This window comes from Pseudochrobactrum sp. XF203, from assembly GCF_020341615.1.
In the GTDB taxonomy this organism is placed as follows: domain Bacteria; phylum Pseudomonadota; class Alphaproteobacteria; order Rhizobiales; family Rhizobiaceae; genus Pseudochrobactrum; species Pseudochrobactrum saccharolyticum.
Map to the genome: position 1 here is coordinate 1,512,869 of NZ_CP084392.1, position 24,049 is coordinate 1,536,917.

General features: G+C 49.8%; 20 protein-coding genes and 1 tRNA gene. 7 read left to right on the top strand and 14 right to left on the bottom strand.

The features are described 5' to 3' along the window. Window positions 1–70 precede the first annotated feature (70 nt). Both LDL70_RS06690 and LDL70_RS06695 read right to left on the bottom strand, forming a co-directional pair. Window positions 71–763, bottom strand: a complete 693-nt coding sequence (locus LDL70_RS06690) for a hypothetical protein (protein ID WP_225687929.1) — start codon at window positions 761–763, stop codon at window positions 71–73. Between the two features lie 19 nt (window positions 764–782). Continuing rightward, on the bottom strand, window positions 783–1,949 hold the full coding sequence (locus LDL70_RS06695) for a site-specific integrase (RefSeq protein WP_225687931.1): 1,167 nt from the start codon (window positions 1,947–1,949) through the stop codon (window positions 783–785). A gap of 441 nt (window positions 1,950–2,390) precedes the next feature. Here LDL70_RS06695 and LDL70_RS06700 point away from each other — a divergent pair, with 441 nt between their 5' ends. Together LDL70_RS06700 and LDL70_RS06705 are read left to right on the top strand one after the other, a co-directional pair. Continuing rightward, the gene (locus LDL70_RS06700) at window positions 2,391–3,089 is read left to right on the top strand and encodes a hypothetical protein (RefSeq protein ID WP_225687933.1); all 699 of its coding nucleotides are present in this window, start codon (window positions 2,391–2,393) and stop codon (window positions 3,087–3,089) included. Between the two features lie 111 nt (window positions 3,090–3,200). Continuing rightward, window positions 3,201–3,605, top strand: coding sequence for a hypothetical protein (locus LDL70_RS06705; RefSeq protein WP_225687935.1), 405 nt, complete (start codon window positions 3,201–3,203; stop codon window positions 3,603–3,605). A 733-nt stretch (window positions 3,606–4,338) separates the two neighbouring features. Here LDL70_RS06705 and LDL70_RS06710 read toward each other — a convergent pair. The 7 genes from LDL70_RS06710 to LDL70_RS06740 form a co-directional block, all read right to left on the bottom strand. Then, window positions 4,339–4,671, bottom strand: coding sequence for a cupredoxin domain-containing protein (locus LDL70_RS06710; RefSeq protein WP_225687937.1), 333 nt, complete (start codon window positions 4,669–4,671; stop codon window positions 4,339–4,341). Then, on the bottom strand, window positions 4,668–5,189 hold the full coding sequence (locus tag LDL70_RS06715; RefSeq protein ID WP_225687939.1) for a DUF4142 domain-containing protein: 522 nt from the start codon (window positions 5,187–5,189) through the stop codon (window positions 4,668–4,670). Before LDL70_RS06715 ends, LDL70_RS06710 begins: the two co-directional genes overlap by 4 nt. Window positions 5,190–5,271: 82 nt before the next feature. Continuing rightward, window positions 5,272–5,967 (bottom strand): RNA polymerase sigma factor, encoded by a 696-nt coding sequence (locus tag LDL70_RS06720; RefSeq protein ID WP_225687941.1) that lies wholly within the window; start codon window positions 5,965–5,967, stop codon window positions 5,272–5,274. Between the two features lie 85 nt (window positions 5,968–6,052). Next, a complete protein-coding gene (locus LDL70_RS06725; RefSeq protein ID WP_225687943.1) occupies window positions 6,053–7,381 on the bottom strand; it encodes a HAMP domain-containing sensor histidine kinase in 1,329 nt (442 codons plus the stop codon). Further along, window positions 7,378–8,040, bottom strand: coding sequence for a response regulator transcription factor (locus LDL70_RS06730; RefSeq protein ID WP_220159632.1), 663 nt, complete (start codon window positions 8,038–8,040; stop codon window positions 7,378–7,380). The genes LDL70_RS06725 and LDL70_RS06730 overlap by 4 nt, the downstream gene beginning before the upstream one ends. A 100-nt stretch (window positions 8,041–8,140) precedes the next feature. Next, the gene (locus LDL70_RS06735) at window positions 8,141–9,805 is read right to left on the bottom strand and encodes a phosphoethanolamine transferase (RefSeq protein WP_225687944.1); all 1,665 of its coding nucleotides are present in this window, start codon (window positions 9,803–9,805) and stop codon (window positions 8,141–8,143) included. A gap of 171 nt (window positions 9,806–9,976) precedes the next feature. Beyond that, on the bottom strand, window positions 9,977–11,266 hold the full coding sequence (locus LDL70_RS06740; protein ID WP_075655220.1) for an HdeD family acid-resistance protein: 1,290 nt from the start codon (window positions 11,264–11,266) through the stop codon (window positions 9,977–9,979). A 218-nt stretch (window positions 11,267–11,484) separates the two neighbouring features. Between LDL70_RS06740 and LDL70_RS06745 the strand changes: the two genes are divergently transcribed. Next, entirely contained in the window at window positions 11,485–12,609 is a 1,125-nt protein-coding gene (locus tag LDL70_RS06745; RefSeq protein ID WP_225687946.1) for a VWA domain-containing protein, read from the top strand. Between the two features lie 57 nt (window positions 12,610–12,666). Here the strand turns inward: LDL70_RS06745 and LDL70_RS06750 are convergent, their stop codons facing one another. Genes LDL70_RS06750 through LDL70_RS06760 form a run of 3 tightly spaced genes read right to left on the bottom strand, consistent with a single transcriptional unit; the run spans window position 12,667 to window position 14,662 of the window. Further along, window positions 12,667–12,924, bottom strand: coding sequence for a hypothetical protein (locus LDL70_RS06750; RefSeq protein WP_151159188.1), 258 nt, complete (start codon window positions 12,922–12,924; stop codon window positions 12,667–12,669). After that, entirely contained in the window at window positions 12,921–13,571 is a 651-nt protein-coding gene (locus LDL70_RS06755; protein WP_225687948.1) for a histidine phosphatase family protein, read from the bottom strand. The genes LDL70_RS06750 and LDL70_RS06755 overlap by 4 nt, the downstream gene beginning before the upstream one ends. Window positions 13,572–13,612: 41 nt before the next feature. Further along, window positions 13,613–14,662 carry an LLM class flavin-dependent oxidoreductase gene (locus tag LDL70_RS06760; RefSeq protein WP_075655216.1) on the bottom strand — a complete coding sequence of 350 codons (1,050 nt, stop codon included), beginning with the start codon at window positions 14,660–14,662 and terminating at the stop codon, window positions 13,613–13,615. A 508-nt stretch (window positions 14,663–15,170) separates the two neighbouring features. On the opposite strand from LDL70_RS06760, the gene mprF reads away from it, so the two are divergent. Both mprF and LDL70_RS06770 read left to right on the top strand, forming a co-directional pair. Further along, window positions 15,171–17,816, top strand: coding sequence for a bifunctional lysylphosphatidylglycerol flippase/synthetase MprF (mprF, locus tag LDL70_RS06765; protein ID WP_370637787.1), 2,646 nt, complete (start codon window positions 15,171–15,173; stop codon window positions 17,814–17,816). Continuing rightward, window positions 17,813–19,207 carry an AcvB/VirJ family lysyl-phosphatidylglycerol hydrolase gene (locus LDL70_RS06770; RefSeq protein WP_225687950.1) on the top strand — a complete coding sequence of 465 codons (1,395 nt, stop codon included), beginning with the start codon at window positions 17,813–17,815 and terminating at the stop codon, window positions 19,205–19,207. The genes mprF and LDL70_RS06770 overlap by 4 nt, the downstream gene beginning before the upstream one ends. A 418-nt stretch (window positions 19,208–19,625) precedes the next feature. Here LDL70_RS06770 and LDL70_RS06775 read toward each other — a convergent pair. Further along, window positions 19,626–19,711 (bottom strand) — tRNA-Leu (locus tag LDL70_RS06775). A gap of 226 nt (window positions 19,712–19,937) precedes the next feature. Further along, complete coding sequence (locus LDL70_RS06780) at window positions 19,938–20,639, bottom strand: SDR family oxidoreductase (protein WP_022712091.1); 702 nt, start codon at window positions 20,637–20,639, stop codon at window positions 19,938–19,940. 322 nt (window positions 20,640–20,961) lie between these two features. Here LDL70_RS06780 and ade point away from each other — a divergent pair, with 322 nt between their 5' ends. Together ade and ilvA are read left to right on the top strand one after the other, a co-directional pair. Continuing rightward, the gene (gene ade, locus LDL70_RS06785; RefSeq protein WP_225688440.1) at window positions 20,962–22,701 is read left to right on the top strand and encodes an adenine deaminase; all 1,740 of its coding nucleotides are present in this window, start codon (window positions 20,962–20,964) and stop codon (window positions 22,699–22,701) included. Next, complete coding sequence (ilvA, locus tag LDL70_RS06790; protein WP_225687952.1) at window positions 22,698–23,954, top strand: threonine ammonia-lyase IlvA; 1,257 nt, start codon at window positions 22,698–22,700, stop codon at window positions 23,952–23,954. The genes ade and ilvA overlap by 4 nt, the downstream gene beginning before the upstream one ends. The last annotated feature ends 95 nt before the right edge of the window (window positions 23,955–24,049 follow it).

Here is a 24,049-nt window from a genome sequence, read left to right on the forward strand (position 1 = left end):
TTTTGATTGTACACGACCTAAGAATACTTACCTGCATCCATGAGAACAAAAGGACAGCAAATTATATTTTTTAAATGCTTGTCTCTTTTTTTAGAAGTCCTGCTCTATCAAGAGCCTTATAAATGGCCGCTCCATTAAGGGGCTTCCAATCAGCTAAAATATAAGACGCAGCAATAAATTCGATGAACGGGCCTTTTAAATTCTCCCAAGTCCTTGTTAATAAATAATTTCTACTTACTTTAAAGTTATTTTCATAAATATCCGAAAGTTGAGTTAAAATCATTTTTTGTTGACTAACTCCACTCAGCTCATCAAGGATTAAAAAACCATTCTTATCACTGTAACTTGCTTCATCCTTCGCTTTTTTCTCAAGAAGAGAAATCTGGTCAATGATCTCATAGATATCAATATCAGTCGCTTTGTTCATTTGAAGGTGAATAGACAAGCGTCCGCGCAAGATTAAATCATCATTCAGGATATTCGCAGCCTTACTAAGATGCAATATTAACTGTTTCAATTTTTCCTGTCGTTTTTTCTGTCTAGAGTCATTTGCTAACTCTGGATAGATATTAGGTAGCGAGAAAGCGATTGATAACTCATGGCCTAAATCACGACATGCTTTATTGGCAGAAGGCTGATCAGAAGTGAACTTTTCAGGAATTTCCACACCCGCAGCCGACACCTCACTTAGCAGCCATTTTATCGCTTCGACATGCCAGCCTCGCAGCGGCTTGTCCTCTAACGCCTTCATATCATCGTTCATTTACCGTACCTTCAGGGATCTAACAAATGTTAGCGCAAACATAACTAGCCCAAGCTTCCATCAACTCGCGTCGCTTTTGAAGTGCATCCGCACGACGATATGCGCGTTCAGTTGCATCACCCACTCTATGCGCTAAAGACTGCTCTGCAACCTCTCTTTGAAATGCGGTCTCATCACCAACCCAATCACGAAAAGCCGAACGAAAACCGTGAACCGTAAAATCTTGATAATTCATACGGCGCATTAGCATTGCAAACGCCATATTCGATAATGGATTGCCCGCCTTTTGACCTGCAAAAATATATTCCGAAGTTCGAGATGCATGCAGGGAATTAAGAATTTCAATTGCTTTACAAGACAAGGGGACTCTATGCTCCTTACCAGCCTTCATGCGATGCGCTGGCACTGTCCAAATAGCACCTTTAAATTCGATCTCATCCCATCTGGCATTTAACACTTCACCCGATCTGGCAGCCGTCAAAACAAGAAATTCCAAGCCACGTGCAGCCATTGCATCTTTACCTGCAAGAAGGCCCATAAAATTCGGCAGCTGCTCATATGGCATTGCAGCGTGATGCCCTTTGCTAAGCTTTTGCCTAGCAGGAAGGATTGACTTTAAATGCCCACGCCATAAAGCTGGATTCTCACCTTGCCGCCACCCCTTAGCCTTTGCAAAATCTAACACCCGTTCAATCCGTCCGCGTAGCCTTGAAGCGGTTTCATTCTTCTCCTGCCAGATTGGTTCAAGTACCTTTAAAACGTCATCAGTATCAATCAAAGAAACACGTTTAGGCCTTATTGAAGCAGCATAAGTTTCGAGGGTTGAACGCCATTGTGCCTTATGCTTTTCATTACGAAACTCATCGAGCTTGGCATTCAAAAATAAATCACAGCATTCACCAAATGTTGGCTCAGATTCTTTTTTCTTTTCATCAATTGGGTTGAGGCCATCAGCAACCATCTGTCGATAAGCGGCGGCTATTATTCGCGCCCTTGCAAGCCTGACAGTAGGATATGAACCAAGTCCGGTTTCATAGCGCTTACCGCCTTGCTTCCATATAAATGCCCATGACTTTGCACCTGATGGCTTCACATGCAGGTAAAGGCCGCCACCATCACTAATCCTGCCAGCAATAGCGGCAGTTTTGCATTGAACATCTGTTAGCTTATTAATTGCCCTTGCCATGCGTCCCCACCTTTACCCCTAACTTGAGTTAGGGATTATAGCGCATAATGACAAACACAGATAGACAGATAGGCTATTAAAACCTATGTTTTATGGGATTTGTTGAACAATTACGGACAAACTCAAACAGGAGTTCTTCGGACACCCCCTCCGCCATTTCAGTACAGAACAGAGCACTGCTGAACCGGTCAATTTCCCGCTACCTACTACAACAAATATCCGCAATAGCTCGTCTTTCGACCCCTTTATGAACACCTCTCGCTCGGAAATATCGACACGCTGCGCTTTTTCAGTTCGACGATATGCTCGCCGCGCCTTGATCGAACAAACATAGTAGCGATAGTGCCTGCCATCGCTTTTGCGTTGCGCTAACATTTTTTTTGTGGTCCGTTGCGAGAAGTATTCGATGTGCTGCATGCACTTAGCGGGAGCTGTAAGAGTTTGGCTGTAATTTCGATCAACGCTATTTCGTCTGCGCACCACCATATCGCCGATTCTGGATTTATTGTCCGCGTCACCTGCGCGGCTGCCTTGGCTCTTGTGGCTGTGTCTGTCGTTACACCGGCTCAAGCCGCAGGCTCGGATCAGCCTGCACTCAACCCGGCACCGTCGCAAGGCTATGAATTCACAGTCACCCTTGCTGAAGCTCCCGGTCCATTTAAAGTCGTCACCGCCGGCGCTCAATATGATGCTGAAAACTATGCCCGCTGCGGCAAATCAATTCGTCTGGCTGGCACAATCTCCCGTGTTACCAGCCATCAGGAAATCAAGCTGACTAAAATATCCGACACGACCTATCGAGGCATCGTCTATGCCGACCAGCTCATTGATGAAAGTTATTACGGCCGCGATGTCTGCCACTGGAAACTGACGAATGTCAGTGCATCGTTCAAGGCGAATGCCGACAATGTCAGTACAACCCATATTATGAGCCTTCCTGCGAATCTCATTGCCGCTGAAGGCACAGATACCCGGTACTTTTGGGAAGGCTACTACCCTCGCGCCAAAATGGAACGCTTTCGCGACTTCGGTGACGATTCCCTTAAAGAGGCTGTCAGACGCGAGCATGGAGATGAGTTTTTTTCGATTACAATGTCAGCCAAAAAGATATCCGCGCAAATGCCGTACGAGCTGGATTGAATCCCTTTACAACCCGATGCCTCTGGCACGGAATCAACATCAGTCTGGCAGATCATTATCATTGGAGGTTCTATGTTTAAATGCACTGTAATAGCGACATCGCTGGCACTCATGATCATACCGGCTCTTGCTCAGAACGAAGAAAACAATCACGCGGGGCGCTATGAAAGCGAAGGAGGGCAGTCCCTCACAGCCGACCTGACCCATCTCTCTGGCAATCGCTATTCGGTCGAAATTTCCACGACAGTCCCCATCAGTGGCGAGCGGCCCGGTTGCGGCGGCGGTCTCAAGGGGGAAATCGCTATCGAGGCCGATGCAGGAACGCTATCGATTCCCAATGAGGGTTTCATCGCATCAGAAGCCGAATCCGTACTAAACAGCAAACTCTGCAAAGTGAACTTCAAATTCAGCGATAAGTATACGTTGCAAATCGAAGAGGGTTCCGGCTGTACCTTTTATCATGGCGCAAGTTGCAGCTTTGATGGCACCCTCGTGCACGAAGCCAGCGGGATCTAGCTAGATTGCGATTCATTAATTGCCCTTTCCAGAAAGCTCCCTGCGGTTATAACCGTCCGCATCCTGTGTAACACTTGCGTGCTCACTTTCTGCGCCGTCCTGGCGGTAGTTGTTTGTCAATGAGGTCAATATGAGAATAGTCATGGCTATTTTTGTTGTTTTGATCGTTACCTCTTATGCCAATACACAACATCGCATGACAACCCTTGATCAGGACAGAGCGGACTGCACCCGCTTGGGTTGGCGATTGGAGGTCCAACCGAAGGAGGTGTACTGCCATCTTCCAAATGGCGAAGTACGAGACGGCCTGGATCTCATTCTTGACTAGTGACTAGCTAATCCACCTTCGAGCATCACTGCCCTAATTCGGGCTCTGCAAATCTTCTTGCAGACAATAATCAAAAGCGTGGAGCGTGTCGGCCGCAGACGGATTTTCCCAGAACGAGGGAGGAAGACAGGCTCTCGACCCTGCTCAGGGGCCATATTGAGGACCAGAGAGTTGTTCTTGCGCTCCCGCAGCCCTTTTTTGATATGCCTACCCAAAACTCCCATATTTTTCGCCCTCAGACTTATGGTGAGATTGGTTTCCAACGCAGTATTGGCCGGATCAGGCCATAACCCTCCAAGAGCCTGTAAGGCATAAAAAGTTATGGCAGTGGCCGCCAAGCAGAGCAACCACTGCCAGTAGATATCGAAATGACTCTGCCGGTTTTATTCCGACAGGGATATTTTTCTAACCCGATATCGTAATCTTGCCTTTCATATTGGGATGAAAGCGGCAGTAGTAATCGACCGTATCGTCAGCGGTAACGATGTGAGTTGCCACTTTGCCGGGCGGGATCATCACCTCCCAGCCGCCTTTAACTGTGGCAGTGTGGGCAAAAGGATCCTTATTTGTCCATTCAATGGTCTCACCGACCTTTACCGCGATCGTGGCTGGCACGAAGGCCAGCTTTTCAAGGACCACGTGGACAGTGCCGTTATGGGCGCGAGCCAATTGTGTTGCGGCGAGTGTCGCCGCACCGGCAGCGAGTAGCTGCCGTCGGTTGAGAAGGAGCGCGGTCATTTCAGGCTGGCCGCAACATGTTCGGCATGCTGTTCATGGCCTTGAAACAGCTTCAAACCGGTTTCCAGCAGGCCTTTCAGCTCTGCATTCTGAGCAGAAGGGATCAGCAGCGTTTCCAGTGCGCCATTCACCTGCTTGTGATAGGCGACTTCATTATCGATATAAGCCTTGTCGAAGGCAGCTCCCTGAAGCTTATCTAGCTTGGCGCGTTCTTCTTCACCCGCTTTGGCCAGTGACTGGCTGGTGGCATTATCTTCCGGCGTTACATTGAGTTTTTTGACGAGCGCCAGAGCCATTTCATTGACGGCTGCATGGTCTTTCTGCATCGATTCCGCGAAGGCTTTAACCTCGGGATTCGTCGTTTTTGACAGTGCAAGCTTGGCCGCTTCAATATCGATGGCACCGGCACTATAGGCGATATGGGCGATCTGAGGATCGGTCGGTTTGTCAGCAGCCAACCCGAGCGAGCTGGTGAATGCAAGGGCGGCAGTGCCGAGTACAGCGATCAGAGTTTTCATCGGACTCTCCTTGGCGCCGTTTTGCTCAGCGCCTGTTTCGGTTGACACTACATTTGATGTCAGCCCGCCGGAGAGGTTCCCGTTATTTTTCGAGAGCTAGTTTTGTAATCACGGCTTCAGTCAGCTGGGCGCAACGTGTGCCGGCAAATGGGAAGGCGTTGATCAATATCGGCCCGATCTGTTCTTCAAGCTGTGTGCGGATGAGTTTTCTGGCGCGATGCAGGCGGGTCTTGACCGTAGCGACCGGAATATTGAGCGCAGCGGCAGTTTCCTCTGCACTCAGCCCTTCAATCACACGGGCGACGAAGACAAGACGAAAGCTTTCAGGAAGCGCATCAGTGGCTTCCTCGACGAGAGTGAGAAGCTGGCGCTGCGCCATGATACGCTCCGGATCGGCAGTGGTGGAATGGGAAAGCGGAAAGGGAATAATCTCTGCATCCATGTGTCCCGCTGTTGGAGTTGGCACAGTGACTGCTGTGCGCTTCAGGCGCTTTTGTGCCCGAAGTCGCATCAGTGCCACGTTGAGCGCAATGCGCGACAACCATGTCGAGAGCGAAGCACTGCCTTCAAATGTATCAAGATGGGTAAAGGCGTTTAGATAGGCTTCCTGCAACACATCTTCGGCATCCGCATTATTGCGTAACACCGCACGTACGAGCCGGTAGAGGCGTTGGTTATGCGTCTTGATGATCTGACGGACGGCTTCCGTTTCTCCGGCGGCAGCGCGGGAGACGAGAGCCGCTTCTTGCGGTTCAGCGGCGGGCAGCAAAACAGACATGAATTTTCTCCTCTCAGAGACTATTGGATGCCGGTTGTTCCATAAGGTTCCGCAGATTTCACAAATTTAAACGTCATTCAGCTTGTCAGAAGCTGAGTATAGCCTCAAAGCCGTTTTTCTGCCCGCTTGGCGGGGAGGAAAATTGCAGGCGGGCGTGCATCTGACCGGCAATTTCAGTGGCAATGGGAATACCAAGTCCTGAACCCGGCGCTGCAGTTGTGCCGCGGCCAAATCTTTTCTGAACACGCAGTAATTCTTCCGCAGTAAGGTTCTTGCCGCTATTTATAATGCGGATCGTACCGTTTTTATCGGCCTGAATGATAACCGGTTCATTCTGCGCACCATGAAGCAATGCATTTTCAAGCAGGTTCCTTATGACAATAGCAAAAGCGTCTTCATTGACCGGCTTCATCAGACTGGCTTCAGCATGGCGCTGATAAATAATCCGGTCATTGGAAGCCATTTTACGCTGAAATTCCTCCACCAGAAGATCAAGGACGCTCAGGAGATTCACCGGCTTATCCGCAAGCGCTATATTGGCTTCTGCACGTGCCAGCTGCATCAGTTTTTCAACCAGTCGTTTCAGTTTTTGCAGCGATGATTCGATCTGTTCGACCCGCGCTTTGCCCGATGCGCTTTTCACTTCTGTCATCAGCAATTGCGTATGCGCCAATGCACCGGCAATCGGCGTGCGCAATTCATGGGCGCTGTTTGCGGTGAATGCCCGCTCTGCTTCAAGAGCAGATTGCACGCGTCCCATTAGAATATTGACCGAATGCACGATCGGCTGAAGCTCGATCGTCAGTCCTTCAGCTTTTATCGGTGTCAGATCTCCGCTGTCTTTCTCGGATATTGCCTGTCGCAAATCGCCGATAGGATTAACCGAACGCCGCGCAACAAGGCGGATAATATAGAGGCTGAGCGGCACAAGCACGAGGATCGGCAGCAGCAGGGCAAGCGCACCTTCATTGATGGCTTCGCGCCTGTTTTTCATCTGATCCGCGACCTGAACAAAGATCGTATTATCGGCTGCGGCGACAGTATAGTAGCGCGCAGTATCATCCTCCCAGAAACCCTCAGCCAATGGCGCAGGGAAGGCACCGTCGATAATATCCGAGGAGTGAACAAGGATTTTGCCGCTGGCGTCTCTGGCCTGATAGGTCAGATATTGGCGGGATGAGGATTGAGCGCCGTTGTCCAGCGACAGAACTGCACCGGATTGGTCACGATGCATAATGTCGTCGACGATGAGCGGCGTCAGCCGTTCGGTAGTTTCCTGCAAGGCACTGTCAAAAATTTCAGCAAATTCGTCCCGCATCACCAATATGCCGCCGACAGCGGCGACGACCCAAAATGTCACCACAGCCGTGGTTACAGAAAACATGAGACGTCCGATCAGGCTGGGAGACTTCATGTTCTGTCCTCAACTTTGTAACCCACACCACGCACCGTACTTATCCGGTCATGACCGAGCTTTTTACGCAGGCGGCTGATATAGACCTCGACCGTATTGCTCTCAATTTCCGAGCCAAATGCATAAAGCGCTTCTTCAATCTGGGCTTTGGAAACAATAGCACCGGAGCGGTGGAGCAGACATTCCAGCACTGCCCATTCGCGTCCCGAGAGGATAATTTCACCCTGCGGGGACAGGATATTGCGCTCGGAGATTTTGATTTCGAGATCACCGACATGCAGAACCGATGCGCTGTTGCCGCCATATCTGCGTGACACGGCCAGCATACGTGCGGTCAGCTCATCGAGATTGAACGGTTTTACCAGATAATCATCTGCGCCTGCATTCAGCCCTTCAATACGGTCTGATATCTGGTCATGCGCCGTTAATATGATAACCGGCACCGGATTATTGGCGCTCCGCAAATCTTTGAGAATGGTGAGGCCGCTGCCGTCAGGGAGACGCAGATCAAGCAGGATCAGGCCATAAGCAACGCTTGTCGCAGCCAATGCCGCATCTTCAGCCGTCTGCATCCAGTCAACAGCATGACCGCTTGCCAGAACATGATCGCGCACGGCCTGACCAAGTGTATCATCATCTTCAACAAGAAGAACTCTCAAGCAGCAATCTCCGGCGGATAGTCTGAAAACAGGCAGGGTGATGGATTATCCGCAGACAATCCGTCACCCTGTAACCGGTTTCAAGTATATAATGTGATTTCTATCTGCGAACAGCCACAGAATTAGCAACCTGCGGATTTGTCTGCCCGTTCACGCGGCATGAAGAGAGCGTATCCAGAGCCGGAGAATAAACCTGTGTTTTCACCTGCATCAGACCGAGAACTGTATGGAACAGCTTGTCATGAGATTGCGGCTCGGTTGCTTCTTTCGCGAGACAATCCTGCCTGATTGTGGCTTTGGCATCTTTTCCGAGCCACAGCACATAAGGCACGTGAGTCTGCTGTGACGGTGCTACAAAATAGGGGGCACCATGGAGATAGAGGCCAAATTCACCAACGGATTCACCATGGTCTGACATGTAAATCAGCGAGGTGTCGAGCTTGTCCTGCTTGTCGCGCAGCCGGTCGATAACCGATGAAATAATATGATCCGTATAGGCGATACTATTATCATAGGCATTGAGAATTTCTTCGCGGCTGCATTTTGAAAATTCAGCACTCTGACAATCCGGTGTAAAACGGCGATATTCATCAGGATAGCGCAGATAATAAGCCGGACCGTGACTGCCAAGCTGGTGCATCACCAGCACTGTGTCCTGTGTTATGCCGGACATCCATGTATCGAGTTTATCCAGAAAAATCCCGTCCAGACATTCGCCGTTTTTACAATATTTCGGATTGTCTGATGTCGACAGCGCTTCACTTGTCACGCGATCAGCAACAGATTTGTGGCCTGTATTATTGTCCCACCACTCCACATGCACACCGGCATGTTTCAGCACATCGAGCAGGTTTTCCGTCTCCAGACCCTTCTCATGGGTGTACTCATCGCGTGTGTAAACCGAGAACATACATGGCAGGGATACCGCTGTGATGGTGCCGCAACTGCTGGTATCGGAAAAATAGGTGATGTCCTGACGGGCAAGTTCAGGATTGGTGTTTTTCTTATAGCCTCCGAGGGAAAAGCTTTCTGCACGGGCAGTTTCACCTGCAATAACAATCGTCAGACGCGGTTTTCTATTGCCTGAAACAGCATTGGCAACCTTGGCATCCGTACCGAGCGGCTGCACAATAATATTCTGATTTTTACCGGAGCGGATGCCCAGCTTGACAGCATTGCCAATCGGCATCACCGGATTGAGCGTTGCAATCCATTCCTTATGTTCGCGCCCCAGCGAGGTAAAAGTGCTGGCATTCAGCATAAAGAGCGCCACAGCAACAAAAAGCGCAGGAAAGATAAAAGCAGAATTCTGCTTCACTTTTTGCAGGAAGGAACGGTGCTCGATTTTTACCCATAAAATCAGCAGGGAAGGCAGAATGCCAAATATAACGACATGGCGTATGAAGCCGAAGCTGATGAGATGTCCCGCTTCGGCATTGGTTGTGTCGATCGCACTTTGCAGCATTTCCACATCAATGATGGTTCCGAACTGATCGATGAACCATGATGCCGTGGCCGAAACCATAATGAGAAAAATAAACAGCGGTTTGGTGAGATATTTCACGGAAACAGTGATGCAGAGCGCTGTTAACAGGCAGAATATGCCCGCAACAAGCGCCAGAAGCGCGCCGGTTGGCAGCAGCTCCTCTGAGCGGTGCCAGAATGTTGCATTGTTTACTGCGGTCAGATAGCCGGCCGTGATGATACTTAAGGTTACGCTCTCGATATGAGGGCGGCGCAACTCTGCCGGAATATTCAATGCCATGACTCGTCGTCCTTGAAGTTCTGTACTTTGGACAAACGAGTGAATGGTTTTCCTGACAGGAACCTGAACGCGGCTTTCCCTGATCGCTAAATGAAAGTCTGATCTTCGCAAAAAATAAAACGTGCCGGTGCTTTTGCTCCGGCGCGTGCATATTCAATATATGCCTGCGTTTTATTCTGATCTTGTTTTCAGGAATATTTTAGGCACCCAGAAACCGGGTTTCGGGTCAACGATGGCACTCAGCGCACGGGCATAATCAAGAACGAGACCCGGTGTCCATGCCATGGTTTCTGCGCGCTTGCGCATCATGCTGGCAGCCCAGAGTTCCGGATAAACAATCGCACGGAATGCTGAGAAGACCGGCCAGCGTTTATTCCGGTAAACACCTTCCAATGCGGCATCCAGAGCATCAGCCACTGCGCTGGAACAATTGCGGTTTGTCAGATTATAGGTATTGTCGGCCTTGTAGGTCTTCCAGAAAGCACGCAGCTTATCTTCATCAATATTATTGATAACCACCTGTACCGTAGATTCACACCAGTCTGCGGCCTCCGATTTATAATCAGGTAAAAATCTGCCTTCGATATTATTATCGGCTGTGGCGCGCAAAGTGCGGCTGAACTCATTGGGAGAACGGTCAATCTCTACCGCCGGATAGTGGCTGATATAAACATCAGGCACCAGCTCCAGAGCCGCATGGCCGGTGGAGATAACGCCATTGGCATCAACGGCAGCGATATAGCGGCTGATCGCGCGCTGACGCAGCGGTGTCATGGCCGTGCCGGTTGGTGTCCAGACATGAACGATTAATTCGCCGCGTTTAGGGTTTTTCTCATCCGTTTCATGATGCGCTGTCATTGCGGAGAGCAGGCTGCTGCGACCGAAAAGACGTGAAAGCGGCGCACCGGCCTCAAGACTATGAATGCGAAGCGCAACATGGATAATACCGAAGCTGGTGAGCATGATAACCGCGCCGACATTGGCGCCGACAGTGCCTTCATACCAGGTCGGCCATGGCTGCAAGGTTGCAACCGCCAGAATAAGTTCCAGCACACCACCGGCAATACCGGCCTTCCAGCGCGGATAGCGCACAACCCACGCGCTGGCGATACGCATACTGCCGTCAACGAGAAAACACAGGCCAAACACCATGGCCAGAAAGAAATTGCTGGCGGCACTGGAAGTGTAAATAAGAATACCGACAGCAAATAATGCAATCCCTTGCACTATGCGCATCTGTCTGGCTGTGCCTTCGCTACCGGCTGCGGCAAGCAGGCTGAGAGCCGCTTCCGGCACCAGAAAATAAGCAAAAAGATACGGGCGGAGCAGGGTATCTCCGTCCAGTGCATCAATCAGAATAGCAAGGCCGACAAGAAGCCAGAGAACGCCGATGACGAACAGTGTTTTCCAATGTCTCTGGATGATTTCACGACCCAGAAAAAGAAACAGAATACGTATCATGCGTTGATCTCGGTTGTTCTCTTGTAATTGTCATAGTGGCGCTTTTATTCAGTTAAGCGCGAAGAATTTACTATTACATTTAAAATTGTACAGACAGCTAAATAAATATTGCAAAAAATAATAAAAAACCTGCGGGTCATAATATTGTCCGATCAGGCTCCCAATTATGCCTCATTCCGCCGCAAAGCATAGGCATCGTTTATTCTTCGGGGAAAATAATGGTTCGTTCTTTGCGCGCTTTCGGAAAAACACTTGCTGCCGGTCTTGCTGTCACTGCATTGGCTTCACCGGTTTTTGCAGCCGGTAATGACCAGAACCAACGTATTGAGGTCGCTTTTGTACTCGATACAACCGGCTCAATGGCCGGTCTTATTGACGGGGCCAAAAAGAAGATCTGGTCGATTGCCAATACCATCATTGATGTGAATCCCGATGCGGATATTCGTATGGCACTGGTGGCCTATCGTGACCAGGGCGATGAATATGTCGTGAAATCCTATGATATGAGCGCGGATGTTCAGGGGCTGTACGGCAAGCTGATTAAGCTTGAGGCCGACGGCGGCGGCGATACACCCGAATCCGTCAATGAAGCGCTGGATGAATCTGTCCGCAAGCTGCAATGGACTAAAAATGACAATACCAGACGGATCATCTTCCTTGTCGGAGATGCGCCGCCGCATATGGATTATCCGAACACATGGCAATATCCGCAAATTCTGAAACGTGCGAAAGAAGATAAAATCACCGTCAATACAATTCAGGCCGGTGATGATCCTGACACGACCAAAGTCTGGCGGGAAATTGCCCAGCTCGGACACGGGCGTTATATAGAAATTCCGCAGGACGGCGGTAATATCACTGTTATGGAAACGCCGTTTGACAACGAAATTATCGTTGTTCAGCAAAATCTTGATAAAACCGTGATTGCCTATGGTAGTTCAAAAGTTCAGGCTGAGCTTTTCAGTAAGATGGATGCAAAATCTGCCGCTCCTGCAGCTGTAAAGGTTGATAATTCACGCTATTACTCGAAAAAAGGCGGCGCTAAAGAGGTTGTAACCGGCAGCGGTGATCTTGTCGCGGATGTGCAGAACGGCAAACAAAAACTGGATGCCGTGAAGGATGAGGAATTGCCGGAAAATATGCGCGGCAAATCCGGTCAGGAGAAACAGGCAATTCTCGACCGCAATGCACAGGAACGCACGAAACTTGAAGGGGAAATGGCAGGTCTCATCAGCAAGCGTGATGATTATATAGCCAAGAAAACAGCTGAGCTGAGCAAAGACAGTGGCGGAGATTCATTCGATACTGTTGTTAAGGAAACTCTGGTTGAACAGCTGAAATAATATACTGATTTTGGCACTCTGTTCATAGCGGGCAGGGTGCCTCGTGCTGTAAGCATTTTATAAATATATAAGCGGTGAAAGCCCCAGAAGCAGGCCGGCAACGGCGATACTGCTGCGCCAGTAAAACACACCCCACAGGCCGAAAATTAAGGCGATTGGCGCCGTAAAAACGCAATATATAATCGCATAGCCGTCATTTCCCGCACCGAAAAAGACCAGATAATAGAATATAAAGGCCGTCAGCGCGCCAAAAATCACGGATATGATTGCAGACAGGCACCAGTTTTGTTTGCGCGAGGGTGTTTGCTGGCTCATATGTTGTAAGCAATCCGCTCAATAGTCCCGTTACCGGATAATCCGAACAGAACATCCTGAGGGACTTCAAGTTTCAGTGCTTCATTTCTCGGGATATTGGCATAAATACTGCGAATTATCCGGCCGGTCACACCATGCGAAACGATGATTTTGATCTGAGCCTGATGTTCTTCAATAGTAGTCAGTACGTCTTGGACGCGGGCGGACATATCTTCAAAGCTTTCACCGTCCGGAGAGTGAAAGAACCATTCATGGCGTTCCAATCCATCACGGGCATTCGGCCATTCCTGCTCTATTTCGTAATCCGTAAGACCTTCCCATGACCCCATACCAATTTCCATCAGGCGCGGGTCGAGTATGATTTTATCCGGTTTGCCCAGTTTTTCGGCGATTATTTTTGCAGTGCTATGCGCACGGCCTAGCGGGCTGGAAAAGAGAGCAATATCATCGGAGATGATGTTTTTGCGAAGAGTTACACCTGCAGCAGCAGCCTGACGTAATCCGAGCGCGGTTAGCGGAGAGTCGACTTGTCCTTGCCAGCGTGCGGCAGCGTTAAAAATCGTTGGGCCGTGACGAACTAAATAAATCACGCTGCTTTGCTCCTGAGTCCAAGGCTGTTTTGTTTTCGCAGTGATGAGAATACTCAAAAATAATCCCTCAAGCCATCGCTGGCTTGAGGGATAGTTTTTTAGCCGATTATATCGCCGGTGACAGGGCCTTCCCAGTTTGGTTTCCAACCAAGGGCAGGAGCCACATATTTGGCAAAAGATTCCAGCATATGCAGGTTATAATCCGGCCCAAGCTGGTTCGGAATTGTCAGCATAAGAGTATCTGCCAGTGCAATGGCGCGATCATTTTTCAGCTCTTCAATCAGCCGGTCCGGTTCGGCAGCATAGGTACGGCCGAATGTTGAACGGAAACCGTCAATCATACCAACCCCGTCATATCTTTCAGATGCATTACCAAAATAAGCGGCATCCTGTTCGTTCACAATCGGGAAGATGCTGCGGCTGACAGAAACACGCGGAGCGCCGGTATGACCTGCCGCACGATAGGCTTCGCGGAAACGAATAATCTGCTCCGCCTGAAGCTCATCAAAAGGCATTCCCGCATCTTCCGTCAACAAAGTAGATGACATCATGTTCAGGCCTTGTTGTCCTGTCCATTCAGCACTTTCACGGGTCGCAGAACCCCACCAGATATGATCGCGTAACGTAGAAGAGCGCGGTTCAATCGGCATCATCTGACCGCCGGTCGTGCTACGTTCGCCCGGTGCCAGTCGTTCGCCGTCAATTGAACGCATGAACAAATCGAATTTCGTGCGTGCAATATCAGCGCCGCGCGGATCAGTTGAGCCGGTATAGCCAAAGGTTTCGTAACCGCGCACCACTGTTTCCGGTGAACCGCGACTGATCCCCAGTGCAATACGTCCGTCTGCGAGAATATCGAGAGCAGCAGCTTCTTCAGCCAGATATAGCGGGTTTTCATAGCGCATATCGATAACACCGGTACCGACTTCGATATGTTTTGTCTTCGCTGCAATCGTTGCCAGCAATGGCATTGGCGATGCCTGCTGACGGGCAAAGTGATGCACGCGGAAATAAGCGCCGTTCACACCAAGTTCGTCCGCACCAACGCCGATATCGACTGCTTGTTTCAGCATGTCACTGGCTGTCCGCGCCTGCGAACCCTGTGCATTCACATAGTGACCAAAACTTAAAAAACCAAAGGCTCTCATAGAGTTACTCCTGCCGCTCAAGCGGTTTCAATAGCAATTGGTCTTGATATAGTATGCGGGTGGAAGAGGCGCAAAGCTTGCAAATAGGACACTGTGTTCATCATGTGACCTATAGTGAGGAGAAATCCCCTCATTGCGTTGTTGGTCATTTTTTGACCTGATGTCTTGATACCTGATTATAGGCAAGAGGCATTTGCAAGGGATAGTATTTTTGCTGGATCTACCTCATGTATTGTTACAGCTATTTGAAATGGGGTTCGAGTAATTCTTGTCGCTAAGTAGCAGGCTGGCATTTTATCCCCCAGCAAACTGATATCATTTGTGGAAGCTATGAATGCATTAGAAATGTTTCATAGCTATACACACGGCCGGAGTGAGTACGAATATTGGCTTTATCGTCCTTACTCTGAGAGTTTTCCGTGGTTTAGCGCACGTTGAAACTTCACCACAAATTTATCATAATCTGCGCCGTAATATCCGCCCGTTCTCATGGCGCAGGCAGCGATAAATGACGGCTCCGAATGATAAAAAACAACACGCACATTCCGAAACAACACTGCAGCCTGAAGGGCTTGTACAGTCATCCCGACGCTTTGACCTGATAAAGCGCTATCAGCATTTTTTCTTTCCTGTTGCCGGTTTCGTTGTCGTTCTGCTGGCAATCTATGTATTGGAAAATATGCTGCAGAATACGTCCCGTTCACAGACAATGGCGGCGTTTCATACGATTTCATGGCAAACAATCAGCCTTGCCATATTTTTCACAATGCTCAGCTATGCCGCTGTTGCACTATATGACGTGGTCGCAGTCGAGACGATTGCTCCGGGGCAGATTCCAAAACGTCTTGCAGCGATTGCAGGAGCGGCAGGCTATGCAATCTCTAATGCGCTTGGTTTTTCACTGCTTACCGGTGGTGCATTGCGTTACCGTATTTATGCGGCGGAAGGCATCAGCCTTGCCGATATAGGCAAAATAGTCGGCACATCATGGTTTGCCATCTGGTTCGCCCTGATTATCATGGTTGGCGCGGCACTGTTGATTGACCCTCAGGACGTGCCCTGGCTGTCCGCTTTTGACAGCCGTATTGATATTGTGGCCGGACTTGTCATTCTTGGTGGCATCGGCTGGCTTATTTACTGGCTGTCACACAGCGAACGCCATATCAGGATCGGCACTTTCAGCCTGCGATTACCGGATTCAAAAGGTGCTATGGTTCAGATATTCGCCGGTCTGGTTGATGTCGGTGCTGCAGCTGCTACACTTTATGTGCTGATGCCGGATGGCGCGGTTCCAAGTTTTGCGGTTTTTGCTATTGTTTATGTAATTGCGGTGGTGCTGGGTATTGCCAGTCATGCACCTGGCGGGCTTGGTGCTTTTGAGGCAACAATCATTGCCGGTCTTGGCCTTGGCGGCAATCCGGAAGCCATTGCAGGCTTACTTGCCTATCGCGTTATCTATACGGTCTTGCCATTGGTTACCGCGGCAGCCGGTCTGTTATTCTGGGAGATCATGCGCCGTCGGCATATGCTCGGCAAACAGGCACGACTTGCCAAACGTCTGGTTGAGCCGCTGATACCGGGACTGAGCGCCAGTATTATTTTTCTGGGCGGAATTATCCTGCTGATTTCCGGAGCCACGCCGGATAAGCGCTATCGTGTGGAATTGCTGTCTGACATTGTGCCGGAATTTCTGGTTGAAATGTCTCATCTGGCCGCGAGCTTGGTCGGGGTTGCCTTGCTGATTGTTGCGCGGGGGCTGGCAAAACGGCTGGAGCGTGCATGGCTGGCGGCATTGCTCTTACTTTTAAGCGGCGCTGTTTTCTCCCTTTCGAAAGGGCTGGATTGGGAAGAAGCTGTTACGCTTTGTCTTTTTTCTGTCGTGCTCTGGGAGTTTCGCGATTCATTTTATCGTCGCCCGATCACCGGTAGTTTTGAGCTAAGCTGGCATTGGATTGTGACCGTTGGCACAACATTGCTGGTTTCTACCTGGCTTGGTTTCTTTGTGTATCGCCATGTCGAATATTCCAGTGATCTTTGGTGGGATTTTGCATGGAATAGCAATGCACCACGTTTTTTGCGTGCCACAGTACTGGTTTTCGCTGTTGTCGCTGCTTTTGGTCTGCATACATTAATCAACCGTCATAGCCAGCGCAGACAAAATACCAATCATGACATTCCTGAAGCCGTGCCTGCTTTAGTTGCGGCCTGTCCTCATACGGATGCGGCTCTTGCTATGGTGGGGGATAAACAGTTTCTCCTTGCGCCTGACGACAGTGCTTTCATCATGTATGCGCAGTCGGGCGGTAGTCTGATTGCATTGGGTGAACCGGTTGGCCAAATCTCTACGGCAAAAGAACTGGCATGGTCATTTCACGCTTTGGCAGATCAGCAGGCATTACGCACAGTGTTTTACGGAGTAGGTCCGCAAAGTCTGCCATTGTTTCTGGATATGGGATTGGTAGCCCTTAAGCTGGGTGAAGTGGCGCGGGTGGAATTGGCGGATTTCTCTCTTGAGGGCGCGCGGCGTCAGCCTTTCCGCTATGCAGATCGTAAAGTCAGTAAAGACGGGTTAGTCTTTGAAGTTATTTCTGCAGCAGATGTACCGCCTTTGTTGCCGCGCTTGCGTGAGATTTCTGATGCCTGGCTGGAGTTTAAATCCGGAAGTGAAAAAGGCTTTTCACTCGGATATTTTGATGAAGATTACCTCAAGCGGTTTGATCTGGCTGTGCTCCGGCAGCAAGGCGAAATCGTTGCTTTTGCCAATTTATGGCGCGGTGGTGACAAATACGAAATTACCGTCGATCTGATGCGTTATATGCCGAATGCGCATAAATTACTGATGGATGCGCTCTTTGCCAAATTGCTGATCTACAGCAAAGAGCAGGGTTATAAATGGTTTAATCTCGGAGCAGCGCCTCTGTCAGGTTTAAGTGGCAGCAGGCTTGCTTCCCGATGGAACCGGTTTGGTTCTTTTGTCTACAGACGTGGCGCAGATCTTTATCATTTTGACGGGTTAAAGGCGTTTAAGGAAAAATTCGAACCTGTCTGGACACCGCATTACATGGTTTGCCCCGGCGGATTTGAAACGCCGCGCGCACTTTTGGACGTTACGAAACTGATTAACGGCAGTCCGCTGGAGTTTATTCGCAAATGAAAGCAAAACGGCTTGTGGGACTCTTCGGATTGCTGGTGTTGATTGCAGCAGGTATCTATTTTTCTATGCATCCGGGCAAAGTGCTTCGTTTCTGGGCAAGTCTGACTGTTTCGGACAAGCCGGTAACGCATGTAAGTGCGGAGCGGCTGTCAGAGATTCCTGTTTATATGCCGAAAGGCGATCCGGCAGGACTGGCGATTATTATCAGCGATCTTAACGGAGGCGGCGATCGTGAACGCCGTTTTGCCGATGCGCTGCTGGCACGCAACCTGATTGTCTTGCCGGTTGATCTCCGGCAATGGCGTGCAGTACTCGATAAAGAGGATGGTGAATGTAATTATCTCGATTCAGACTTTGAAGCGATCACCAAAGAGGCTTTGCGTACGTTGGATCTGAATGTTTATTTTCATCCTGTTGTAACCGGTATCGGGCAGGGGGCGACGATTGCTTACGCCGCTGCGTCAGATTCACCCGATGCTACAATTGCCGGTGCTGTCGGAATTGATCCCGTGCCCGCCAGTACACGTCTGCCATCCTGTACCGAACAGGCGCTGGCCAGCAAAACGCCGGACGGCGGTTTCACTTATGAATATGGTAAGGAACTTCCGGTTTCTGCTTTGCTTATTGCAGCGGGAGGCTTGCAAGCCAACCAGCCGGAAGCTGCACGCGAACAGAATATTGCGATATTGCAAAATATGCCTGATCCGGATCAGCGTTTACGCGTGGCCGCTGATGAGGTGCTGTCAATGGCCGGGCAGGATGCTCAAAATGCAGCTATGCCGGTTGTTGATTTACCTGCACGTGGCGGCAAAGCAAAATATGTAGCGGTTTTTTATTCAGGAGACGGCGGCTGGCGCGATATTGATAAATCCATCGGGGAGTGGTTGCAGACGCAGGGTGTGCATGTGATTGGTGTGGATTCTCTGCGTTATTTCTGGAGCGAGCGTAAACCCGAGGATATTGCGCGCGATACAACAGCTTTACTGAAGAAAGCAGATCCGGGCGGAAAGTTACCTATAGCGGTTCTGGGCTATTCATTCGGTGCTGATACATTCCCTTTTGCATGGAAATATCTTGATCCGGCACTGCAAAACCGGATCAGAATGGTAGGATTGCTGGGAGTCTCAACCACAACATCTTTTCAGATTTCCGTTCAGGGATGGCTCGGTTTTGAAGGGGAACAGAAAACGCTGCCGGCTATTCTTTCCATACCACAGGATCGGGTCGTCTGCGACTATGGTGAAGATGAAGAGGATACGGCTTGTACTGCGGATGCTTTAAAAGGTGCGGATATTATGAAAATCAGCGGCGGGCATCATTTTGACGGGAATTATGAGGCACTCGCCCAAACATTGTTGCAGAAAATGCAGAAACTTGCAGCAGTGTTGTAATAATAAATAAAAAATCCACCACGGATAATATACCTGACAAAAGCACATCTATTATATCGATAAAATAATGGGAGAAGAGTGTGCTGATTAAGCAAGATATCTTCATGATAATATGGTTAAAGCAAAGAAACAATGTTTCGTATATTGTTTTGCAACTCAGAGATGCGATTGCCACTTAATGATAAAATATCCAAAATGACAATATAGTCTGTTCGCGTATAACTGATGCTTGATATGTTTTAGATCAGCAGTAAGATTTTACACAAATTGCAGGCGGAAACCTCTGACTGGTTCGACAAATAATAATTCATACTGAAAACAGCGCCTTATCAGCGCAAGTTTTGTCATTGAGAGGATAATGATATCAGAACGTGCAGAACGCTTAAAAAAATAGCACCAGCTAAGTCATTGAAATAGCTGGTGCGGACGGCGGGACTTGAACCCGCAAGCTCTAAGAGCGGCAGATTTTAAGTCTGCTGAGTTTACCGATTTCTCCACGTCCGCAGTGCAAGATGTTTTATGCACCTGAAACCTGCCTTTTGATCCGTGATTTGCTGGCGGAAGTCAAGGCGCAGATTGCGCGCTGAGTGAAAAATCTGCCGGAATATCACTCGGCATAAATATATTCTGCAAAAATCAATATTGATTGAAATCAGTAATTTAGTCTCATGTAACTCACGTCACATAAGAGTGGCCACGACCGGACTATGCCGGTCGCGGCAAGATAATCTTAAACTGAACGCGTAATGCCGCCATCAACGCGGATATTCTGGCCGGTAATATAACCCGCGCCGTCAGACGCCAGAAATGCGATGGTTTCGGCAATTTCCTGCTCGGTGCCGTAGCGCTGCATTGGTATGCGATCTTTGAATTCCTGCTTTTCCGGCAGGCTGTCGATAAAGCCCGGCAGAATATTATTCATGCGGATATTGTCAGCAGCATATTTGTCTGCAAACAGCTTGGTATAGGAGGCGAGGCCGGCGCGGAACACACTGGAGACCGGAAAAGCCGGATCCGGCTCAAAGGCTGCAAATGTTGAGATATTGATGATCGAGCCGCTTTTTTGCGCCTGCATGATTGGCGTTACCAGTCGCACAGAGCGCACCACATTCATGAAATAAACATCCATGCCGCGATGCCAGTCTTCATCTGAAAAATCCAGCAAACCGCCACGTGGCCCGTGGCCCGCGCTATTCACCAATACGTCTACGCGACCCCATTTCTGATGTGCGCTGTCGATAAGCTTTTGCAGGTCATCATTAGACTGGTTGCTGCCGGTTACGCCGATGCCGTCATAGGTCTTTGCCAGCGCTTCACCTTTGCCAGATGAGGATAACACAGCAATCTTATAGCCGTTATCCGCCAGTTTGCGTGCTGCCGCTGCGCCCATACCTGAACCACCGGCAGTAATAATCGCTACTTTTCCGTCCATATTCTATCGCTCCCGATTTGAATTTTCCTGAAGCTGCCATGAAAATGCTTTTGCTGTAAAGTATTATATAGTCAGTGTTATAATAATTATTGTGCTGTTTGAGAGACGCCGCTTAGCTGTGTAATCCGATGAGATAATTGCTTAAACAATCAAAACAAACTGGTAATTTCCGGCTAAACTTGGCAAAACTGATTTTTGCCTGCGCCGGATATTTATGACCGGTCATGCCATGGAGGCTATCTTGTCATCATCAGATCTTAAAAAGTCAAAAACTGAAATCAAATCATGGGCAGCATCTGCGCCTGTTCTGGTTGATGTTGCCATGGGGCGCAAACCGGCCGATCTGGTAGTGCGCAACGGTCGTCTGGTCAGCGTCTATTCAGGCGAGATTGTTGCGGGCATTGATATTGCCATTGCCGAAGGGCGTTTTGCCTATGTCGGCCATGATGCAACCCATTGCATTGGTGCGACAACCAAGGTTGTGGATGCCGAAGGCCGCTATCTGGTGCCGGGTCTGTGTGATGCGCATATGCATGTCGAGAGCGGCATGGTGACAGTCACAGAATTTACCCGTGCGGTTGTTCCGCATGGCACAACTTCCATGTTTATTGATCCGCATGAAATCGCCAATGTGCTTGGGCTTGAAGGCGTGCGGCTGATGCATGATGAAGCTATGGCCATGCCGGTCAATGTCTATGTGCAGATGCCAAGCTGTGTGCCTTCTGCACCGGGACTGGAAAATGGCGGCGCGGAAATCGGTGCGGCAGAAGTGCTGGAAGCCATGAGCTGGCCGAATATTATCGGTCTTGGTGAAGTGATGAACTTCCCCGGCGTTGCCAATAATGACCCGACCATGCGCGGCGTGATTGATGCCACCATGAATGCAGGCAAGACTGTCGGCGGCCATTATGCTTCGCCTGATCTTGGCCGTGCGTTCCACGGCTATGTGGCCGGTGGCCCTGAGGATGACCATGAAGGCACACGCGCGGAAGATGCGATTGCCCGCGTGCGTCAGGGGATGCGCGCAATGCTGCGCCTTGGTTCCGCATGGTTCGATGTGGCAACACAGGTCAAAGCGATTACCGAGCAGGGCTTGGATTCCCGTAATTTTGTGCTCTGCACCGATGACAGCCATTCCGGCACTCTGGTGCATGAAGGCCATATGGATCGCGTTGTGCGTCATGCCATTGCGCAAGGCTTGAAGCCGGTGACGGCCATTCAGATGGCGACGATTAATACGGCTCAGCATTTCCGCTTAGAGCGCGAAATCGGCTCTATCACACCGGGTCGCCGTGCGGATTTCCTGATCGTGTCTGATCTCTCGGCGCTGACGATTGAGCGCGTTTACGGACGCGGTGTGTTGCTGGCTGAGCAGGGCAAACTGGTTGCGGAAATTGCACCTTATAAATATCCGGCAAAAGCGAAAAACACGGTAAAGCTTGGTCGTAAGTTCTCGGCACAAGACTTTGATATTCAATCACCAAAGCCAACTAAAAATGTAACGGCGCGCGTTATCGGTGTCATTGAAAATCAGGCGCCGACCCGTGCATTGGAAGCCGAACTTTCCGTGAGCGACGGCATTGTGCAGATGGATCGTCGTAATGATGTTTGCCAGATTGCTCTGGTGGAACGCCATCGCGGTTCAGGACAGATTACCAATGCTTTCGTGTCCGGCTTTGGCTATACGCTCGATTGCGCGCTGGCTTCAACCGTTGCCCATGACAGCCATCACATCATCGCTGTCGGCACCAATAAGGAAGATATGGCGAAAGCCGTTAATCGTCTGGGTGAAATCGGTGGTGGCGTGGTGCTTTATTCCAAGGGCAGGGAACTGGCCTGTGTGGAAATGCCGATTGCCGGACTGATGTCTGATGAACGTGCCGAGATCGTTGCAGCAAAAGCGGACAAGCTGGTGAAAGCCATGGCTGCGATGGGTTGCACATTGAATAATGCCTATATGCAGCACTCGCTGTTGGCTCTTGTGGTGATACCGGAACTGCGCATTTCCGATATCGGTTTGGTGGATGTGCGTAGCTTCGAGAAAGTTGATTTGTTCCTATGAGTGATTTTATACAATCGGTAAAACAGGCTACGCAGCAAATGCGCGGCCTGTTCGGCGAAACACCTTTGCTGCGCAATGATTATTTGTCGCGCAAATATGGTGCGGATATCTGGCTGAAGCGCGAAGATTTGACGCCGGTACGCTCCTATAAAATCCGTGGTGCATTCAATTTTATTTCTGCCGCGATTAAAAAAGCCGATCCGAATGCGGTTTTTGTCTGTGCGTCTGCAGGCAATCATGCGCAGGGTTTCGCCTATGTCTGCCGCCATTTCGGCCGCAAGGGCGTGGTCTTCATGCCGGTGACAACGCCGCAGCAGAAGATCGACAAGACCCGCGCTTTCGGTGCCGAGTTTATCGAAATCCGTCTGGTCGGCGATATTTTTGACCAGTGCTATGCCGCCTCGCAGGATTATGCCAAGGCTGAAGGCGGGGTGATGGTGCCGCCATTCGATCATATGGGCATCATCACCGGTCAGGCATCGGTTGCGCAGGAAATTTCCGAGCAATTGCCGGAAGGCAAAATCCCCGATCTGATGATGCTGCCGGTTGGCGGCGGTGGTCTTTCTGCCGGCGTTACACTTTATGTGAAAGCACTGGGCTGGCCGACAGAGTTTCGCTTTGTCGAGCCGCAGGGTGCGCCAAGCCTCAAACTCAGCCTTGAAGCAGGCAAGCGCGTCAAGCTGCAGACCGTCGATAATTTTGTTGACGGTGCGGCTGTTGGTGAGCTGGGCGCAGAGAATTTCAAAATTCTCAAAACCTATCCGGCATCATCCGTTATTAATGTGCCGGAGAACCGTCTTTGCGGCACGATGACGGAAATGCTCAATGTTGAAGGCGTGGTGCTGGAGCCAGCCGGTGCTCTGGCAATTGATGCTCTGAAAGATTTCAAGAAGAGCGAACTCAAAGGCAAAACCATTGTTCTGGTGGTTTCCGGCGGTAATTTCGACTTTGAACGTCTGCCGGACGTCAAAGAACGTGCGCTGCGCTATGAAGGGCTGAAGAAATATTTCATCTTCCGCTTCCCGCAGCGTCCGGGTGCGTTGCGTATGTTCCTCGATCTGCTGGGGCCGGAAGATGATATTGCTCGTTTCGAATATTTGAAAAAATCGGCGCGAAATTTTGGTTCTGTGCTGATCGGCATTGAAACGAAAGATGCGAAGAACTTCGCTATTCTCGATAAGAAGTTCAAGGAAGCGGGCTGGGCCTATCAGGATATTACCGATAATCAGGTTCTGGCTGATTTCATCATCTGATGAAGGTTTAAACAGTGTCCTATGTTTATTTGCATAGGACACTGTTGTTTATTTCATTTGCTTTTTAAAACGAAAGCGCCCATATGCAGGTCAGG

Bases quoted from the DNA above. Each gene is read 5' to 3' on its own strand.
- LDL70_RS06695 (WP_225687931.1), bottom strand. From the start codon at position 1,949: ATGGCAAGGGCAATTAATAAGCTAACAGATGTTCAATGCAAAACTGCC.
- LDL70_RS06770 (WP_225687950.1), top strand. From the start codon at position 17,813: ATGAAAGCAAAACGGCTTGTGGGACTCTTCGGATTGCTGGTGTTGATT.
- LDL70_RS06740 (WP_075655220.1), bottom strand. From the start codon at position 11,266: ATGATACGTATTCTGTTTCTTTTTCTGGGTCGTGAAATCATCCAGAGA.
- LDL70_RS06750 (WP_151159188.1), bottom strand. From the start codon at position 12,924: ATGAGCCAGCAAACACCCTCGCGCAAACAAAACTGGTGCCTGTCTGCA.
- ilvA (WP_225687952.1), top strand. From the start codon at position 22,698: ATGAGTGATTTTATACAATCGGTAAAACAGGCTACGCAGCAAATGCGC.
- LDL70_RS06720 (WP_225687941.1), bottom strand. From the start codon at position 5,967: ATGTCTGTTTTGCTGCCCGCCGCTGAACCGCAAGAAGCGGCTCTCGTC.
- LDL70_RS06710 (WP_225687937.1), bottom strand. From the start codon at position 4,671: ATGACCGCGCTCCTTCTCAACCGACGGCAGCTACTCGCTGCCGGTGCG.
- ade (WP_225688440.1), top strand. From the start codon at position 20,962: ATGGGGCGCAAACCGGCCGATCTGGTAGTGCGCAACGGTCGTCTGGTC.
- LDL70_RS06780 (WP_022712091.1), bottom strand. From the start codon at position 20,639: ATGGACGGAAAAGTAGCGATTATTACTGCCGGTGGTTCAGGTATGGGC.
- LDL70_RS06725 (WP_225687943.1), bottom strand. From the start codon at position 7,381: ATGAAGTCTCCCAGCCTGATCGGACGTCTCATGTTTTCTGTAACCACG.
- LDL70_RS06760 (WP_075655216.1), bottom strand. From the start codon at position 14,662: ATGAGAGCCTTTGGTTTTTTAAGTTTTGGTCACTATGTGAATGCACAG.
- LDL70_RS06705 (WP_225687935.1), top strand. From the start codon at position 3,201: ATGATCATACCGGCTCTTGCTCAGAACGAAGAAAACAATCACGCGGGG.
- mprF (WP_370637787.1), top strand. From the start codon at position 15,171: ATGACGGCTCCGAATGATAAAAAACAACACGCACATTCCGAAACAACA.
- LDL70_RS06745 (WP_225687946.1), top strand. From the start codon at position 11,485: ATGGTTCGTTCTTTGCGCGCTTTCGGAAAAACACTTGCTGCCGGTCTT.
- LDL70_RS06735 (WP_225687944.1), bottom strand. From the start codon at position 9,805: ATGGCATTGAATATTCCGGCAGAGTTGCGCCGCCCTCATATCGAGAGC.
- LDL70_RS06715 (WP_225687939.1), bottom strand. From the start codon at position 5,189: ATGAAAACTCTGATCGCTGTACTCGGCACTGCCGCCCTTGCATTCACC.
- LDL70_RS06690 (WP_225687929.1), bottom strand. From the start codon at position 763: ATGAACGATGATATGAAGGCGTTAGAGGACAAGCCGCTGCGAGGCTGG.